This is a genomic window from Peteryoungia rhizophila, assembly GCF_004912145.1.
GTDB classification, from domain to species: domain Bacteria; phylum Pseudomonadota; class Alphaproteobacteria; order Rhizobiales; family Rhizobiaceae; genus Allorhizobium; species Allorhizobium rhizophilum.
On the sequence record NZ_STGT01000001.1, the window covers coordinates 406,119 to 423,078 of the forward strand.

General features: G+C 58.7%; 15 protein-coding genes. 6 read left to right on the top strand and 9 right to left on the bottom strand.

Annotated elements, in window-relative coordinates:
- Window positions 1–6: 6 nt before the first annotated feature.
- From katE to E9677_RS01960, 3 genes are all read right to left on the bottom strand, one after another.
- The gene (gene katE, locus E9677_RS01950) at window positions 7–2,151 is read right to left on the bottom strand and encodes a catalase (RefSeq protein WP_136556413.1); all 2,145 of its coding nucleotides are present in this window, start codon (window positions 2,149–2,151) and stop codon (window positions 7–9) included.
- Between the two features lie 99 nt (window positions 2,152–2,250).
- Entirely contained in the window at window positions 2,251–2,754 is a 504-nt protein-coding gene (locus tag E9677_RS01955) for a YciE/YciF ferroxidase family protein (protein WP_136556414.1), read from the bottom strand.
- Window positions 2,755–3,024: 270 nt separating this feature from the next.
- Entirely contained in the window at window positions 3,025–3,321 is a 297-nt protein-coding gene (locus E9677_RS01960; RefSeq protein WP_136556415.1) for a PRC-barrel domain-containing protein, read from the bottom strand.
- Window positions 3,322–3,556: 235 nt separating this feature from the next.
- Between E9677_RS01960 and E9677_RS01965 the strand changes: the two genes are divergently transcribed.
- The gene (locus tag E9677_RS01965) at window positions 3,557–4,588 is read left to right on the top strand and encodes a CNNM domain-containing protein (RefSeq protein ID WP_136556416.1); all 1,032 of its coding nucleotides are present in this window, start codon (window positions 3,557–3,559) and stop codon (window positions 4,586–4,588) included.
- A gap of 111 nt (window positions 4,589–4,699) precedes the next feature.
- Here the strand turns inward: E9677_RS01965 and E9677_RS01970 are convergent, their stop codons facing one another.
- The 4 genes from E9677_RS01970 to E9677_RS25955 form a co-directional block, all read right to left on the bottom strand.
- On the bottom strand, window positions 4,700–6,151 hold the full coding sequence (locus tag E9677_RS01970) for a phospholipase D-like domain-containing protein (protein WP_136556417.1): 1,452 nt from the start codon (window positions 6,149–6,151) through the stop codon (window positions 4,700–4,702).
- A gap of 79 nt (window positions 6,152–6,230) precedes the next feature.
- Window positions 6,231–6,695, bottom strand: coding sequence for a hypothetical protein (locus E9677_RS01975; RefSeq protein ID WP_136556418.1), 465 nt, complete (start codon window positions 6,693–6,695; stop codon window positions 6,231–6,233).
- A 25-nt stretch (window positions 6,696–6,720) separates the two neighbouring features.
- A complete protein-coding gene (locus tag E9677_RS01980) occupies window positions 6,721–8,055 on the bottom strand; it encodes a mechanosensitive ion channel family protein (protein ID WP_136556419.1) in 1,335 nt (444 codons plus the stop codon).
- The gene (locus E9677_RS25955; RefSeq protein WP_456238977.1) at window positions 8,055–8,204 is read right to left on the bottom strand and encodes a small membrane protein YohP; all 150 of its coding nucleotides are present in this window, start codon (window positions 8,202–8,204) and stop codon (window positions 8,055–8,057) included. The genes E9677_RS01980 and E9677_RS25955 overlap by 1 nt, the downstream gene beginning before the upstream one ends.
- Window positions 8,205–8,306: 102 nt before the next feature.
- Between E9677_RS25955 and E9677_RS25100 the strand changes: the two genes are divergently transcribed.
- Together E9677_RS25100 and E9677_RS01985 are read left to right on the top strand one after the other, a co-directional pair.
- Window positions 8,307–8,498 carry a hypothetical protein gene (locus tag E9677_RS25100; RefSeq protein ID WP_168801077.1) on the top strand — a complete coding sequence of 64 codons (192 nt, stop codon included), beginning with the start codon at window positions 8,307–8,309 and terminating at the stop codon, window positions 8,496–8,498.
- Entirely contained in the window at window positions 8,491–9,537 is a 1,047-nt protein-coding gene (locus tag E9677_RS01985) for an AI-2E family transporter (RefSeq protein ID WP_136557157.1), read from the top strand. The genes E9677_RS25100 and E9677_RS01985 overlap by 8 nt, the downstream gene beginning before the upstream one ends.
- Window positions 9,538–9,745: 208 nt before the next feature.
- Here the strand turns inward: E9677_RS01985 and E9677_RS01990 are convergent, their stop codons facing one another.
- Window positions 9,746–11,623, bottom strand: a complete 1,878-nt coding sequence (locus E9677_RS01990) for a diguanylate cyclase (RefSeq protein WP_136556420.1) — start codon at window positions 11,621–11,623, stop codon at window positions 9,746–9,748.
- Window positions 11,624–11,637: 14 nt separating this feature from the next.
- Window positions 11,638–13,515, bottom strand: coding sequence for a methyl-accepting chemotaxis protein (locus tag E9677_RS01995; protein ID WP_136556421.1), 1,878 nt, complete (start codon window positions 13,513–13,515; stop codon window positions 11,638–11,640).
- 565 nt (window positions 13,516–14,080) lie between these two features.
- Here E9677_RS01995 and E9677_RS02000 point away from each other — a divergent pair.
- The 3 genes from E9677_RS02000 to E9677_RS02010 all read left to right on the top strand — a co-directional run bounded on the left by E9677_RS02000 (window position 14,081) and on the right by E9677_RS02010 (window position 16,941).
- Window positions 14,081–14,773 (top strand): RNA polymerase sigma factor, encoded by a 693-nt coding sequence (locus tag E9677_RS02000; RefSeq protein WP_136556422.1) that lies wholly within the window; start codon window positions 14,081–14,083, stop codon window positions 14,771–14,773.
- A 314-nt stretch (window positions 14,774–15,087) separates the two neighbouring features.
- The gene (locus tag E9677_RS02005) at window positions 15,088–16,404 is read left to right on the top strand and encodes a tetratricopeptide repeat protein (RefSeq protein ID WP_136556423.1); all 1,317 of its coding nucleotides are present in this window, start codon (window positions 15,088–15,090) and stop codon (window positions 16,402–16,404) included.
- Window positions 16,405–16,449: 45 nt separating this feature from the next.
- Entirely contained in the window at window positions 16,450–16,941 is a 492-nt protein-coding gene (locus E9677_RS02010; protein ID WP_136556424.1) for a hypothetical protein, read from the top strand.
- The last annotated feature ends 19 nt before the right edge of the window (window positions 16,942–16,960 follow it).

Sequence of the window (16,960 nt, forward strand, 5' to 3'; positions counted from 1 at the left end):
AACCGGTTACTCCGGTACGGAAGCCTTGCCCAGCTTCACGGACGGCTCCCTCCCCCAGACCCGCAGCTTCCCAAGGGACGTCACGAACACGTCCAGACCCTCCTCACCCGGCAATTCGATCACGCCTTCATCGAGCGCCTCTGAAATTCCGGCCTTTTTGAGAAGTGGCATGGCCGACTTGTCGTAGCCAATAAACTTGCAGTGCTGGAAGGCGTCGGCGACGAAGTCCCTTGCGGTCGCTTCCTTGACGAGGTCATCCATCGCCTCTGCCGATGTCAGCAGCGCGACGGCATCGAATAGGACCGATGGCCCGCCGTCGATCATATGGTGGACCTCGATCCAGGACCCATCCGACGCCTTGACGCCGCCGACCTTCGGCGCAATCAGCTCGAAGACGGCTTTTTCCTTGGTGATCGCCGTGGTCAGACCTTTGAGCAGCTTCGCATCAACGCCATCGGTAATCAGAATGCCGAGCTTGCGGCCCTCGAAGCGTCTCGGGCCGCGTTCCACGATGCTGAGAGATGGCGCCGGCTCCAGATCCTGGCGCGTCGGCATCGCGGCATCTGCCGGTTTCGGCATCGACTTAAACCCGAGCTTCTGGGCCACGGTATTGGCCAGTGTCTCATCGATGTTGAGAAGATGGGAGACCATGCGCTCACGGATCACGGCGGTTTCCACCTTGCTCAGTTCGAAGGTCAGAGCCGCTGCGATGTGGCGCTGCTCCGGGGGCGTCTGACTGATATAGAACTGCCGCGCCTGGCTGTAGTGGTCGGCAAAGCTTTCGGGGCGCAGACGTGCCTTGGTCCCCTGCTCTTCCGCCGGGAAATGGCGATAACCGCGCGTCGGCGATTCCCTCGGCCCTTCGCCAAAGGAGTTGGGCTGGTAATTCGCCCGGCCAACCGGATTGCGCATCGCCATGTGACCATCCTGCTGGAAGGTCGCAAAGGGACATTTGGGCGCATTGATTGGCAGATGGGTGAAGTTCGGCCCGCCGAGCCGCTTCAGCTGTGTGTCGAGATAGGAGAAATTGCGTCCCTGCAGCAACGGATCATTGCTGAAATCGATGCCCGGCGGCACGTTCTGCGTCATGAAGGCAACCTGCTCGGTCTCCGCAAAGAAGTTGTCGGGCATGCGGTCGAGCACCAGCCTGCCGATGGCGACAGGCGGAAGGATCTCCTCGGGAATGATCTTCGTCGGATCGAGCACGTCGAAGTCGAAGCTGTCTGCAAATTCCTGATCGAACAGCTGAACCTGCAATTCCCATTCCGGGAAATTGCCGGACTGGATGGATTGCCAGAGATCGCGACGATGGAAATCCGGATCGGCGCCGTTGATCTTGACCGCCTCGTTCCAGGCCACCGACTGCAAACCCAGCTTCGGCTTCCAGTGGAACTTGACGAAGGTGGATTCGTCCTTGGCGTTGACGAAGCGGAAGGTGTGAACGCCAAAACCTTCCATGAAGCGGAAGGAGCGCGGGATCGTGCGGTCCGACATGATCCACATGACCATGTTCATGCTTTCTGGCGTCAGGCTGATGAAATCCCAGAAGGTGTCATGGGCGGTCTGTGCCTGCGGGAAGGCCCGGTCCGGTTCCTGCTTGGCGGCATGGATCAGATCCGGGAACTTGATGGCATCCTGGATGAAGAAAACCGGGATGTTGTTGCCGACGAGATCCCAATTGCCCTCCTGGGTATAGAGCTTGACCGCAAAGCCGCGGACATCGCGCGCAAGGTCGGCGGACCCCTTGTTACCGGCCACCGTCGAGAATCGGACGAAGGCTTCGGTCTTTTCTCCCGGACGCTGGAAGAGATCGGCCTTGGTATAGGCGGCGAGGGATTCATAGGTTTCGAAATAGCCGTGCGCGCCGTAGCCGCGGGCATGGACCACCCGCTCGGGGATGCGTTCGTGGTCGAAGTGGAAAATCTTCTCGCGGAAATGGAAGTCATCCATGACCAAAGGACCACGTGGCCCAACGCGCAGAGAATTCTGGTCGTCGGAGACTGGGCCGCCCTGGGCTGTCGTCAGCATAGGCGCGTCGCCCTCGGCGATCTGATGCAGCTCGCCCCCTTCGCCGCGCTGCATCGTTTGGTCGTGGATCTTGGCAGTCGCAGTTTTGGACCCAACGGACCCACGGGTTGATGTCTTGGCCATGGAGAACTCCTGGAGCACGTGCTCTGATGGTGGTGAGATAAGCTGCTTGAAAAGCAAAAGACCGCCTCAAGGGGCGGTCTCGCAGAGATCGGAGCCGGCTTAGCTGGCCTTCTTCATGCTCTTGGCGTTTGCCGAAGCCTCGCCGAGAGCCGTCAGCTTCTGGTCAGTGGCAATCTCTTCCTGAAGATTGGCATCCAGCAACGGGATCGCTTCTTTCAGGCCGAGCTGCTTGGCCCAAGACTTGAGCGTGCCGTAACGGGCGATTTCATAATGCTCGACGGCCTGTGCCGAGGAAATCAGACCTGCATCAAGGGCAGCTGTGCCCTTGTAGTCTTCCATGATCTCTTCGCCCTCGGCGAGGATGCCCTGGATGGCTTCGCAGGTCTTGCCGCGAGCCGGCTTGCCGAGCAATTCGAAAATCTGCTCCAGACGCTCGATCTGGCCTTGCGTTTCCTCGCGGTGCTGCAGGAAGCCAGCCTTGCCCTCTTCCGACTGCGCGGCGCGCGCCATCTTCGGGAGGGCCTTCAGGATCTGCTTTTCGGCAAAGTAGATGTCCTTGAGCGTATCAAGGAAAAGGTCAGACAAAGTCTTTTCGGTGGGCATTGGGGGATCCATTCAAATTTTGTGAAGTTTCAGGTGCCCAACCTTGCAATGCCCCAATGGTTCCCGCGGTACGCCAGCCGGGGAATGTTCCTGTCGCCGGCGCCGACGCAACGGCAGAACTTCGCTGAGATCAGCGCACCGATGCGTGAAATCCGAAGCCTCGCATGGATATGGCATTCAGGGCTGCATGCAGGTCTTTCGCGCCCATACGACAAAGCCCGGCACAGTGGCCGGGCTTCTTCTATGTATCGCTTTGCCGATGCGGTCTTCTTAGTGGTGGTGCTCAGGCATGTCCTTGAGCTGATCCTTGGTCCAAGTTGTGACGGCATGAACCTCGCCATCTTCGTCACGCATGAATTCAAGATCCGTCAGCGGCACAGCTACGGGCTTCGCTCCGATGCCAAGGAAACCACCCACGTCGATGATCGCCTGGCTGCCGGCACCCGCGCCGTGGACATGATCCACTTTGCCGACTTTGTGGTCGTCGGCGCCGTAGACGGTCGCCCCCTCCAAGACCGCTGGGGTGAGCTCGGTCGCGGCGAGACGGGCATGATTGCTATGGTCCATGATTTCCTCCTGTGGTGTTGAATAGAGGAAACCCTTGCGATGCGGATCTGTTCCCCAATCGTAGCGAACTGCGATCACCGGTACTTTTGACCATACCCGTCGCTACGCCGGTGGCGTGGATGAATGCGGCACCATGTTGCCCGATCAGGAACAATCCAGCCTCGAAACCATTGGCGAATGGATGGAACCTTCCGAGGTTGCGTTCCTTAAGCTCTCCTTCGACCCTGGAAAACCCATGACCCTGCTTGTCATCTACGTTGCAATTGCGATCTCTATCTCGTTTGTATGCTCGATCCTCGAAGCGGTATTGTTGAGCATTACGCCGAGCTATACCGCCACGCTCGAAGCGACACAGCCGGAGACTGCCCGCAAGGTGAAGATGCTCAAGGACGATGTCGATCGCCCCTTGGCAGCCATCCTCAGCCTGAATACCGTTGCCCACACTGCGGGTGCGGCCGGAGCGGGTGCCCAGGCAGCCCATGTCTTCGGAGATGCTGCAATCGCGGTTTTCTCGGCCGTGCTGACACTGCTGATCCTGGTGCTTTCGGAGATCATCCCAAAGACGCTGGGTGCGATGTACTGGAGAGCATTCACGCCGCTGGCCGCGCGTGTCCTGCCGCCGATGATCTGGTCCATGTGGCCATTGGTGAAGATGTCGCAGCTCATCACCCGTCTGCTGTCGCGCGGCAGGCCGCAGCCGCCCGTCAGCCGCGACGAGATTGCGGCAATGGCCGACATCGGCCATCGCGAAGGTGTCATCGACAAGGGGGATTCCAAGGTCTTCCGCAACCTTCTGAAATTTGATCGACTGACCGTCGCTGACATCATGACCCCGCGCACTGTCGTTTATGCGCTCGAACAGAAGTCGACGATCGATGCGGTGATAGCGCGCAAGGCCGACCTGAAGTTCTCTCGCATCCCGGTCTTCGACGGTTCGATCGATCAGGTCGTCGGCTTCGTGCTCAAGACAGACATTCTCTACGAAGCCGTGGATGGGAAGGGCGGCACGCGTCTGCAGGAGATGAAGCGCGATCTCGAGGCAGTCACAGAGGCGATGCCACTGGAGGAGCTTTTCGATTTTCTCATCCACAAGGATCGGCATGTCGCTCTGGTTGTTGATGAGTTCGGAGGAACTGCAGGGATCGTGACCCTGGAAGATCTCATCGAAACGCTGATCGGCGAAGAGATCGTGGATGAATTCGACAGCATACCGGATCTTCAAGCCCATGCTCGCCAACAGTGGAGCGACCGTAACGTCAAGAGTTAGCGCGCCACGCAGAGCGGGATACCAGCCACGATCTCCTGCTTAACTTGCGGGACCGACCATGAACGATTTCAGCCGACAGAACTGATTCCATTCCGACAAGAGCGTTTTAGATCACCGCAAAGACCCCGGGCGCCAATTGCCTCCCGTCAAGCTCGCATAGAACTTTTTGGGGCTCTCGGGGTCCAGAAGGTCGTTTTCTGCCAACATCTCCTCGAAGGCGCCGACCTCGCCAGGCACGTAAGGCCGCAGCGTCTTTCCCGGCCCAACCAGGCGATCGATGGCTTTTACGAACGATCCTTTCGCCAAAGCGACGGCGTCGCGGATCGCATGCGGCTCAGTCGCAAGATGCTCGGCCAAAAGCTCCGTCCGGATCGTCTCGATTACCGATGCGGTTGCGCCTGCCCTATCGTCAGAGGGGGCCTCGATGGCAATATCACATTCGGAATCAAATCCCATCGAGCGGTTGTTGAAGTTGGAGGACCCGACGCGCAGCAGCCGATCGTCGATAATCGTGATCTTCGCATGCACGTAGATCCGGCTTCCCTGTTCGGTGACCGGCGTGAAGATGCGAAACCTGTCGTGGCGGTCTGCCGCGCCTACGAGTTGGAGCAGACGTGCTCGCGCCGTATCCATGGTTTTGGATTCCAGATATCCATCTGCGGATTCGGGGTTGATCACAATGATCTCGGGACCACCCGGCTCCCGCAGGCGGGCTGCCATGGCCTCGGCAATCCGGCGGGATGCGAAATACTGGCTCTCGCAATAGATGATGTCTTTCGCGCCGGCGATCGCGTCGAGATAGAGCGTCTCGATTTCCCGGACCTCGGACTGATCTCGATAGGCGGGGAGCGTGCGCGCGATTGCAACCTCGACATCGCTGAGCAACACCTGGACTGCCTCCGGCCAAAGAGGATCGCTGCGGGTCGGTTCTGCGAGTTTCTCGTCAGTGGCCGCGAACCATCGCTCACGGGCGACATCACCCAGCAGCTTTGCAACAGGTCCGCTCAGAACCGATGTCGCGTCGTGCCATGGCCCGTGCGGCTTGCCATTCGGCATTTTGCGACGCGCATCGTCGTCCAAATGCCAGCGCGTGTCCCAGCGCTCGGTGGTTATGTCGATCCCGCCGCAGAAGGCCAGCACGTCGTCGACGACCACGATCTTCTGGTGATGGGCGGAGGCAGGCGGATGCGCGCCATCCAGTTTGAAGTGGATGTTGGAAGAGGACATGAGGTTGAGGAGGCGGAAGGGCATGGTTCCCCGTCCCAGGGATGTGAACAAGCCCAGATCCCATTTGAGGATATGGACCTGCAGATCGGGACGGGTCTTGCCGATCCACTTTAGAAACCGTCCCAGCTTGTTCGGCCCCTCGAGACTGGCACCCTCCGGCTCGAACTCGATCCGGGTGTCGAAATCCCAGCCGATCAGGTACACCACGTGCCGGGCTTCGAGGATCGCTTGCTTGACGGCAATGAAATAATCTTCGGCGTCAAAGATCACACCGAAGCGGTCCGCGCGCGCCTTCTTCCAACAGTTTCGACCTGGTTGCAGGATGTTCGGTGTCATGCTTCGCTCATTCCGTCCTTGACGAAAGAAGAGGCGCGATCACCTCTTCTTTGACTGTGTAGTTCTGGGAACGATACCATTACGGTGCCAGATAGATCGTCACTCGCTTTTCGGAACTCAGGCCACTCTCTCCGTCAGCAAGCTCCGCTGCGATGACGTCTCTGGCGGCAACGCCCTCGCTTCGCATGGCCGTGTAGAACAAGGCGCTGCTCTCGATCGCGGCCTGCAAACGCGAGACGTCGTTCTCCCGCTTCGCGAGCTCCGGTGCCACCATGTCCATGCTGTCCTGCTTCAGCGCAACGAAGTGGAATCGATTGGCGCCAAAGACCATTTTGACTTCCTCGGCCGTTTCTCTCGCCCGCTTGACTGCACGCAGCGCCCTCTCGGCGATACGCTTGTTGTCCGTTTCCCTGACATCGATTTCGTATCCGAAGAGTTCGGCAGGGTCGTACCCTGGATACGGGGAGGATTGCCCCAGAGCCTGAGGTGCCGTAGTCGTGCTGGCGAGCATGGTCAGCACCGCGATGATCCGTTTGGGTGTCATATGTCGCTCCTTCCGTTTCACATCATCATTCATCTTTATGCCCTTGCGCCGGGTGCGATGAGCCATCGCGCCAAGACAACGCGGTTTTCCATTCGTCGAGATGGGCAGGCGCAACGCGCCAGAGATCGGGCTCTGGAAGAGGAAGGCCCATGTCTTCCATGGTGGAGGCAATGTGCCGGCGAACATCAGATGTGGTTTGCTTGTAATCGGACCGGAGTGAATCCGTCCAGAAACCGATGTTCATGGTGATGGCATCGGCTGCCAATTCATCGATCCGAACCGTCACCGGGCGGTCGTCAAGCACACCCTGAACCGAAGCGACAGATCCGCGCAAACGCTCGACCAAAGCGTCCAGATCAGTGCTATAGCCGACCTGAAGCAGGACATTGCCACGACGGATCGGATCTGCGGTGTTGTTGACAATACGCGAAGTGAAGACTTCGGCATTCGGCACCAGTGCCACGCGGCCGTCATAGGTGCGGATCTGCGTTGCACGCAGTTCGATCCGTTCGACCGAACCCTCCGTCGGTCCGACAACAATCTGATCCCCGATTTCGAACGGCCGAAGCGCCAGGATCAATAGACCACTGACAAAATTCGACAGGATGTCCTTGAGTGCGAAACCGAGCACGAGACCGGTCAGGCCGAGTCCCGTCACCAGCGCGCCCGGACTGAACCCCAACGCATCGGCGGCAATGAGCACTCCCAGCAGAATGAGCGAATAATACGACAGTTGCCGGATCAGGTTCTCGAGTGTTTTGTCGGCGATCCGGCGCTTGAAGAAAACGACGAGTACGCGATTTACCCCGGAAGCGACCAGCAAGGTGGCGCCCATCACCAGCGCAGCGGCCAGCAATCGCGGAACGACGCTGATCACCGAACTCCAGGCCCGGGAAAGAACGGTTTGTAGGGCTGCCATGGTGTCAGCGAAGAACCCGCCGCCGAAACCCTCACGGCGATCGACAGCATCTCGAAGGCCCGTTTCGATCGCAGTTGCCCAGCGGCCTGCCAGGGTATCGATGTCGGTAAGGCTGTCTTCTGCATCGATCGGCGAGACGGTCGTGATCCGAACACCCGCTACCACGACGATACGCTCATCTCCCGAAGCTTCGACGGCAGCCTTCGGGACAGTTTCGAGCGCTCTGACCAAGACGCGAAGCCGCTGTTCCACCCGTCGAGCCCGTTCTTCAGCGCGAAGGGAATCGCTTGAGCTGACTGAGAATAGAGCGCGGCCGTCCAGCCTTACGGTGTCCGCATCCTCCTGCGCCGCGGCCCGATTTGCCAGAACCAAGAGGAGCCCGAGGAACATCGTGGCCACCAGCAGGCTGAACCGCCTGCCAGCGCCGGCAGTCTCAGGCATCAGAAGATCAGCATCAGGAGAAGAACCACCACGGCCAAACCGATGAGAAAGATGACACCGATGGTGCCGCCGAGAAACTTGAGCATGACTATTCTCCTTTGCCAAATTGAACTGGGGAAGCGGCGAGCCTTTTGAACTTCGCGTCCCATCGAGGGAACAGGTTCGGGGGACACATAGTTCCCTCCAGACGGAGACGCGGCTGGACAAACTTCAAGGAAATGCGCGCCCCGAAATCAAACAGGTCCGCCACGATGCGCGAGATCCCCGACCGTAGGCGCGCCGAACGCTTTGCCGCGACGATGGTGCCAGTCGCCATCCTTGGCACTGTCGCGATCGTGACTTTGGCCAGCTTCGCGGGTGGGACCATCGCGCTGGATGAGAAACGGAGACAGGATGACAGAGCAGACAGCCGGGCAGAAGAGCAGCGGCTCGACAATGACTAGCTGGGGACGTCGCCCGATTTCGGTAACACTGGTCTTCGCAAGCCTTCTTATTCTTCTCTTGCTTCTACCGCACACGGTTCTGATGATTTTTGGGGGCCTGCTGCTCGCTATCCTCCTTCGCTCATGTGGTGTCGCAGTCGGCAGGTTGCTTTCTATCGGCCCGGGCTGGGGCGTTGCAGTCTGTCTCGTCAGCGGCGTGTTATTGTTGTCTGCGGGAGGTGCCGCAATCGCGCCTGCCATCTCCGAACAGGTGGATGAGCTTTGGCGACAGGTTCCAGAAACTCTGGACAGCCTCAAGTCATCAGTCGAGGAATATGCCTGGGGCCGCGAAGCCTTGGAGCGGGCCAGCGAGGTCGAGGTCTTTTCATCGGCCTCCGGTGGAACCGCAACCCGCGCCGTCTCATCCATCTTTGGCTATGCCGGCAGCTCTGTCCTGCTGGTGTTCATCGCGCTTTACGGAGCCTTCGATCCGCATACCTACAAGCGAGGTTTTCTGAAGCTTTTCGCTCCCTCCGCTCGACCGAGGGCCGAAAGCGTTCTGTCGAATTCGGTTCAAACGCTGCAGAGCTGGCTGTCTGCGCAATTGATCTCGATGACGGTCGTCGGAGTGCTGACAGGTCTCGGATTATGGTTCATCGGGATACCACTCGCCCTCGTTCTCGGGTTGATAGCGGGGCTGCTCGCTTTCATACCGAACCTCGGGCCAGTTCTGGCAGCAACACCCGGTCTTCTGCTCGCCGTGCCTGACGGAATGAACACGGTCCTCATGGTCCTCGGGGTCTATCTGGTGGTTCAGACGCTAGAGAGCTACATCATCACGCCGCTGGTCCAGAAGGAGAAGGTCTCGCTTCCCCCTCTCCTCGTGATCTGTTCACAGCTCGCCTTTGGATCACTCTTCGGCATCGTGGGCCTCGCGCTCGCAACGCCCCTGACGGCACTTGGTATGCAATTGGTCAACGATCTCTACATCGATGACTATCTAGAGCGCGAGCATGACACGGAAGAGCGCGCAGCCCCCATCCCAGTCACCGACCGATAGGTGCCACCTGATTATCCGCGGCAACGTTCCTGCTATTCTTTCGTAGCCACTTGATCAGACCGCGGCGCCACGAACGCCGGAGGGCCTGGGGCAGCCTCAACGCCTAGAGACAACGGCTGACAGCGCCATTAAGCATGGATAAAAATGCTCCAATGCGGAACCACAATCCAGCTCCAAATACCCAGCCGACTGTACCAATGGGGAAGCTTCAAGGGAAAGGCAGCGCCTCCGCCTCGCTTGCTGCCCGAACCTTATCGCGCCCCGCTGCTTTCGCTGCATAAAGGGCCTCGTCGCACTTGCGGAGCAGGTGCTGAGGATCGCTCATGTTTTGGGCCAGTGTGCCTATACCGATAGAAACAGTTACGCGGCCTTTCGGACTAGAGAGGTGCGGAATATCGAGCATGCGCACACCTGCGGCCAATCGGCCCGCGATAGCGTGTGCTTCTTCTTCGGATGATCGCGGGAGAATAACGGCGAATTCCTCTCCCCCATATCGCGCAACGAGATCCAGTTCGGTACGACATGCCTGCTGAAGGACCCTTGCCACCTCTCGAAGAACCTCATCACCGGCGGGGTGGCCGTACGTGTCGTTGTAGGCTTTGAAGTGATCAACATCGATCATCAGAAGAGACAATTCGCTCGACGCCTTACGACAGCTTTGGAAGATCTCCACCAATTGTTTGTCAAATATCCGCCGATTGGCGAGATCAGTTAATCCGTCTTTGCTGGCAAAGCGTTCAAGCTGCGTGACAGCCGCCTTCTTCTCACTGATGTCCGAGTACAGTGTGACCCAACCCCCATCACCGAGCACCCGTGTGGTCTTTGAGACGGACCGCCCATCATTCAGCACCAGCTCAGAAGCTGCTGCCGACTGACTGCGCTCCACCTCATCGTCAACCCATGACAGCGGGGAGACATCGGGCGGAATCCTTATCTGGCCACGCAAAACGCCTGCCGTCAGCAATTCCGCCAGCGTACGCCCCCGACACGTCTCGTTATCTACATACGGAAAAAACTCCAAATACCGCGAGTTCCACATCACCAGCCGGCACTCGCGGTCAAACATTGCGAGCCCATCAGCCATCTCAGCCATCGCGGTCTCCAACAGAACCTGTGCAGAAAGCAGTTCTGCCTGGATCAATTTTTGAGAGGTCACATCCGATGTATGACTGACTATGCCTCTAAGGTTTCCAGCTTCATCAAAATAGGGTGCCTTGATCGTGCTGAGCCAGACGGTTTGCCCGTGTCGGTCGAACTGCTGTTCGAGTACGACTGGATTGCGCCTTTCAATGAATGCCTGCTCCTGCCGCCAGAGTTCGGCGGCTTCCTCTGGTTTGTAGTAATCGAAATCCGACTTGCCCACCATGTCGGCCGAGTCTGCCGCTCCCATCAATCTTGCGGTAGCTTCATTTGCGATCAGGAAGCGGCCTTCCAGGTCCTTGACACTGAGAGCGTCCGGAAGTGCACTCACAATTTGTCGGTGAAGAGCGTTGAGCTTGGCGTTTTCACGTCGCAAGCTATCGATGCGAACAAAGAAACCTGAGATCAATGTTGCCAAGAAGTTTAGAAACAGAAGCACGTAATGCGCGTTTTCCTGGCTGATTTGTAGCCGGATGCTTGGCGGTATCAAGAACAACACTAGGAACGCAATGCCAGCACTCAGTGCACTGAACACCACAACGTCAGGCGTCCGATTGAATCCGCGCTTTACGAACAGATAGCCAATTGTTGCCACGGCGAACGCCAACCATATCCCGACCAGGCCAAGCGCCGCGCCAGCCCCACCCAGCCAGATACGGGAGGCAGACGCGATACCGGCAGCCACCGCCGCCCCAATTGGTCCGGAGATAAGGCCCACGACAGCGATAGGAACGATGCGCAGATCGAAGCGAAAACCGTCGATCAACTCACCAGGCATGTGCATCAACAAGGCAGCCGTTGCGCCAAAGAGGATGCCACTGGCAAGTTTACGCGCAACAGTCAGGTCACCCTGAACCCGATCCCGTATGAGAGAACAGAGCGTGAGCGTGAGGCTGATCACGCCCAACTGCGCCAGAAACGTGATCAACAGGTGAGAGAACTGCATGGAGCTTTGCCCTGTCACGCAGCGTTTCTGGCCCGACCGATTACCTCTCCACCTTTAACAGATCCTGCCTCACGCTCGGTTTGATTTCCGTCCCGAACCTTTGATCGCCGGTTCAGCACAAAGCTGTTTACTAATCCCGACAAATGCGTGGACGCCGAAGACAGCGTGTGACTGAGAGCAGTTGTCTCTTCGACCATCGCAGCGTTTTGTTGCGTCATCTGGTCTAGCTCATTCACGGCGATGCTGATCTGCTTCAACCCTGAAGACTGTTCAACCGCAGCCGTCGAGATCGCATCGATGTTCCGGTCGATCGAAGAGACAAAGCTATCGATGCGGGCAAGGGCGTGACCGGTTTCGTCGACAAGCTTGACGCCAACCGTCACCTGCTGACCGGAATTCGACACGAGCGATTTGATCTCTTTGGCAGCGACCGCGGAGCGTTGCGCAAGCTCACGGACTTCCTGAGCAACGACGGCAAACCCCTTGCCCGCATCCCCTGCCCTTGCAGCCTCAACTCCGGCATTGAGAGCCAGCAAATTTGTCTGGAATGCAATCTCGTCGATCACTCCAATGATTTGCCCGATCTCCGTTGCGGATTGCGCAATGTTCTTCATCGCCTCAATCGCATTCTGAACGACCCGGCCTGAGTCTTCGGTGCAGAGCTTTGCATCGGCGACCAGCTTGCGCGTCTCAGTACTACGCTCCGAGGATTGAGCGACCGTAACGGCAACCTGTTCAAGAGCTGCAGATGTTTCTTCCAGAGAAGCTGCCTGCTGCTCCGTGCGCTTGGCAAGGTTGTCAGACGCTGAGCGCATCTCCAGCCCGTTCTCGTGGATGGCTTGCGTCGTTTCGAGAACCTGCACGAGTGTGACCTGGAAGGCATCGAGCGCATTGTTGAAATCGTGCCGAAGCGGCTCGAAGTCCGACATGAACGGGTCATCGATCGTGAAGCGAATGTTGCATTGCGCGAGCCGGGCAAGGCCCGCCCCGAGCGTCTCGACCACATTCGAGAGCGCCTCGGCCTGCTCGGCCATATCGGCCGCGCGGCGTTGCTGTTCATCGGCGGCTGTCGCTCGCATTTCTTCCGACTCCAGGCGCATGCGTTTGCGCTCAAGAGCGGCCTGGCGGAATACTTCGACGGAATGTGCGATCTCACCGATCTCGTCACTTCTGCCGGCGAACGGCACTTCCTTCGTCAGGTCTCCACCCGCCAAATGCGCCATGTAACCCGAGATTGCCTTCAACGGATTGATGGCACGCCGGCGGAAATACCAGATCCCGGCGATGAACAAGAACACGGAGAACCCACTGCCTACAATCGCAAGGCGCTCGAGCGATGCCGACTGGACGGCGGCCGCGTTCTCTTCTGCGACCAAGTGTGCGTTGGCCATCTGGACGAGTTCCCGAACCGCTGCGTCATGCGCCCAGAACTTTTCTCCCAGCTCCTTGATGGCACTTTGAATGCCTTCAGCGTCCCCGGAGCCGACTGCGGCTTGGAAACGCTCCTGATAAGCCTGCCAAAACACGTCACCCCGGACCAGGACATCCTCCGCCAGCTTTCTCTTCAGACCGTCGGGCAGGTCGGACGCCTGCCAATAGGCGCGTCGCGTTTTGTAATCGGATGCCAGTGCATCGATCTTCGCCGCAGACTGTACCGCCTTTGTAGGATCGAGCGCTGCTTCACTCGCCAGCATGTATGCCTCAACCAGATACAGCGGCGGAGGCAGAATATCTGCAACCAGGTCCTTTCCATCGATGATCCCGTTATAAATCGGTCCCTTTACCTTCAACTGAGCAAGGGTGTGACTTTGCAGGCCGATGGAAGTGACAAGACCGACGACGACGACGACGGCAAAACTGAGAAGCAGGCGTGCGATGGTGATTTTCGACATAAAGATCCCCTGAGGCGCCGAACGAGATTGGGGATCATTAGAATCAGAATTCTCTAAATTCTCGTTAGCTTAAAAACTGACAAACGCCAAGATTGACTGCGGCTTTCGTCGCATACAGTGAAGGCTAATCTCACCACTTCCAGATAGGCGGGAGACCTAGCGGCCAGCCTCGAGCGAACGACACTACGGCCCTGTCCGCTTACGCCCGTCGCGATTGCGCCGCCAGGCCCAGAATCCGAAATTCGCGGGCAGGCCGGAAGAGCTATGGTCAGCTAGGACACCGTGATCAGTTCCGGTATTCTCGTTAAGAAGGAGCGAACCTCGGCAAGGCGATAGAAACGGCGCGCCGTTTCCTCGGCATCGCGACCTGTGGGGCGACGCCCATCCTCTGATAGGTTGGGCAGAAAGCTCTTGCCCTCAAAGGTTAGGACCTTGCCCTGATCCGTGACGATACCCGATCGTTCAATTTCCTGAGACGCAGTCGTCGCGACCTTTACTTTCCTGTCTTCAACGAGGCTTACTAGTCTCCTGGGTGTCCGGCCAGCGCATACGGAGCGGAGTACAGATGAGCTTCACATTCTTCGTTGCAGCAGTCGGCTTTGGCCTGCGCATTCATGCGGACGGACTGTTTCTCGATCAGCTTCGCAATGGAGATCCCGAAGCCCTTCGTCTTCTCGTCGAACGCCATCATGCGGCCCTTGTCGGTCTGGCGCAGACCATTGTGAAGAATCGGGCAACGGCCGAAGACGTTGCACAGGAAACCTGGCTTTCGGTCATTGCCAACATTTCCCGGTTCGAAGGCAAGGCAGCACTGTCGACCTGGATCATCGCGATTTTGTTCAACAAGGCCAAAACCTACGCCAAGCGCGAAGGACGTTACGCACCGCTCGCCGAGGAAAACGACCAGGGCGACGAGAACGATCACGTATCTGCATCGAAGTTCGATGCTACAGGCCACTGGATCGATGCACCGCGCTCATTCGACGGCCTGAACCCGGAGCGGATTTTTGCCGGGCGACAGTTGTGGAACCATGTTCGCGAGATGATCGATCGACTTCCGCCCGCGCAGAAAGCGGTTCTCATCATGCGGGATGTCGAAGGTCAGGACGCCGCGAAAACCTGCGAGCTACTCGACCTCAGCCCGGAGAACCAGCGCGTCATGCTGCACCGCGCCCGGACCCGTATCCGCAACGAGATCGAGGCACTGCTTCTCGGAAAGAATGCAGAACATCACGCAAGCGTGAGAGGAATGCTGTAACGTTCCCGGTCAAGCCAAGTCTTACGGGCAGAACCCGACCGGGTTTAGACCAAGAGGCGAACGGCATTGCTAAGTTGCAGAGAAATTCCAGAGATTGCCAGCGACTATATAAATCGCGAGGGTTCCACGCGGACCCGGATGATGATGTCTCTTCATCTGGCGCAATGTAGAAACTGCAGAAGCTATGTTGGCGGGCTGAAGATCACAAGGAACCTGATCTCCGAGAGTGTTCGGGGACCCGTACCCGATGAACTCCTGCAAACGCTTGGTCTCAAAAATCCGGATCGTGATGGTTCTTTCAAGGAGCCGAACGAATGAGACTAGATGCCTATAATTTTTCGACGAGCACGGTGAGCTCCGAAGCTGAAACGGCTTTCGAGGCGGCGGTTCATGGCCTCGCCGCCCATAGCCCAAACACGGGGGTCGCACTCCAGTCGACCCTGTCGGCAGATCCCGACCACGTCGCCGCGCTGGCGCTCAAGGGTTTTGCGAACCTCATTCTCGCGCGGTCTGAGCTGGCAGCACCGGCAGCGGAAGCACTTGCTTCAGCGCGAAAGGCCATGGCCTATCGCGACGGTGGAACCCGGGATGAACAGGTGATGGTGCATGCGCTGGCGGCCGCCGTGGACGGCTCGTTTGCAACGGCTGCCCAGCGACTGGACGAAGGCTTTGCCGAAAGGCCCGCGACCTTCCTCCCCTTCAAGATATCGCACGCCCTGCGCTTCATGCTGGGCGATGCAAGCGGAATGTTGTCGGCGAGCAACCGGGTGATGGAAGTCTGGAGCGAAGACCTGCCGGCTGCTGGCTTCCTGCTCGGCTGTCATGCGTTCGCGCTGGAGGAGCATGGCTTCTATGAGGCCGCCGAAACGGCCGGGCAGCGCGCCGTTCGACTGCAGCCGGATGACGCCTGGGGTCTGCATGCCGTGTCGCATGTGCACGAGATGCGGGGCGACACCGCGGCGGGCATAAGCTGGCTCGAAGAGGGCCGCAGTTCCTGGTCACGCTGCAACAACTTTGCCTTCCACATGGCCTGGCACCTGGCGCTCCTGCATCTGGAACGCGGCGACCACGAACAGGTGCTGAAGATCTATGACGAAGAAGTGCGCCCGCAACAGACTGACGACTTCCGTGACGTCGCGAATGCGGTCTCACTTCTATGGCGGCTCAATCAGACCCGTGTGGACGTAGGAGCCCGATGGGCCGACCTGGCGGAGATCGCGCTGAAGCGGCGTCACGATACGACACTGGTGTTTGCCTCGCTGCATACACTGGCCGCTCTGGCCGCCCTTGGCGAATACACCGGCGTGCGCGACATCATCAGCGGGCTGGAGCGCAAGGCTGCCGGCCACGGCGATCAGGCCCAGGTTGCCGCCCAGGTCGGATTGCCTCTTGCACGCATCATCGCCGGAATGAGCACGGCGGCTGATCGCCAGATGCTGGATCAGCTCGTTGTCGACATGCCGATGATCGGTGGCAGCAATGCGCAGCGTGATTTTTTCCTCCTCGCAGTGGCCAAGGCTGCGGGCACGAATGGTGACAGCGCGGGGTTCTCTCGAATACGCGCCGTGCGCGGCCGGTTGCGTGCCGAAGATCGGCTGCTCGGCTCGATCGAAATGCACAGGGCACTCTAGTCCTACAAATCTGCACCCTATCGACGTTCACAAGGGGGAACGACCATGACCATGATCGAGACACAGAATTCGCCCATCCTTCCTCGGCTCTCGGGGAGACTGCTGACCACCATCGTCATCGCTGGACTGGCAGCAGACATTACCTGGGAATTCTGGGCACGAGGGATCACACCATTCCTCGTCGGCGGCCCGCTCGAACCGGCCGGACTCGTCCAGAGCGTGTTCGGTTTTCAGAACCTGTTCCTGGCTGAAGTGATCCACGCCATCGTCGGGATCATCTTTTACCCGATCGGCTATCTGTTCATCGCGCGGCCGCTGCAGCGGATGATTTTCCCTCGACTGCCCCTGTTCCTGACCGGGCTCGGTTTCGGGGTCGGCCTGTGGATCTTCGCGCTCTACGTGATGGCCCACCTGATCGCCGGCTTCCCACCTTTCCTTGGCTTCATTCCTTTGACCTGGGCATCCCTTGCCGGCCATCTGCTGTTCGGGCTTGTTGTCGCCTATGTGGTCTGGTTTCGCGAGCGTTCATCCGCGTGAAGCCTCTCCGACATGAAGC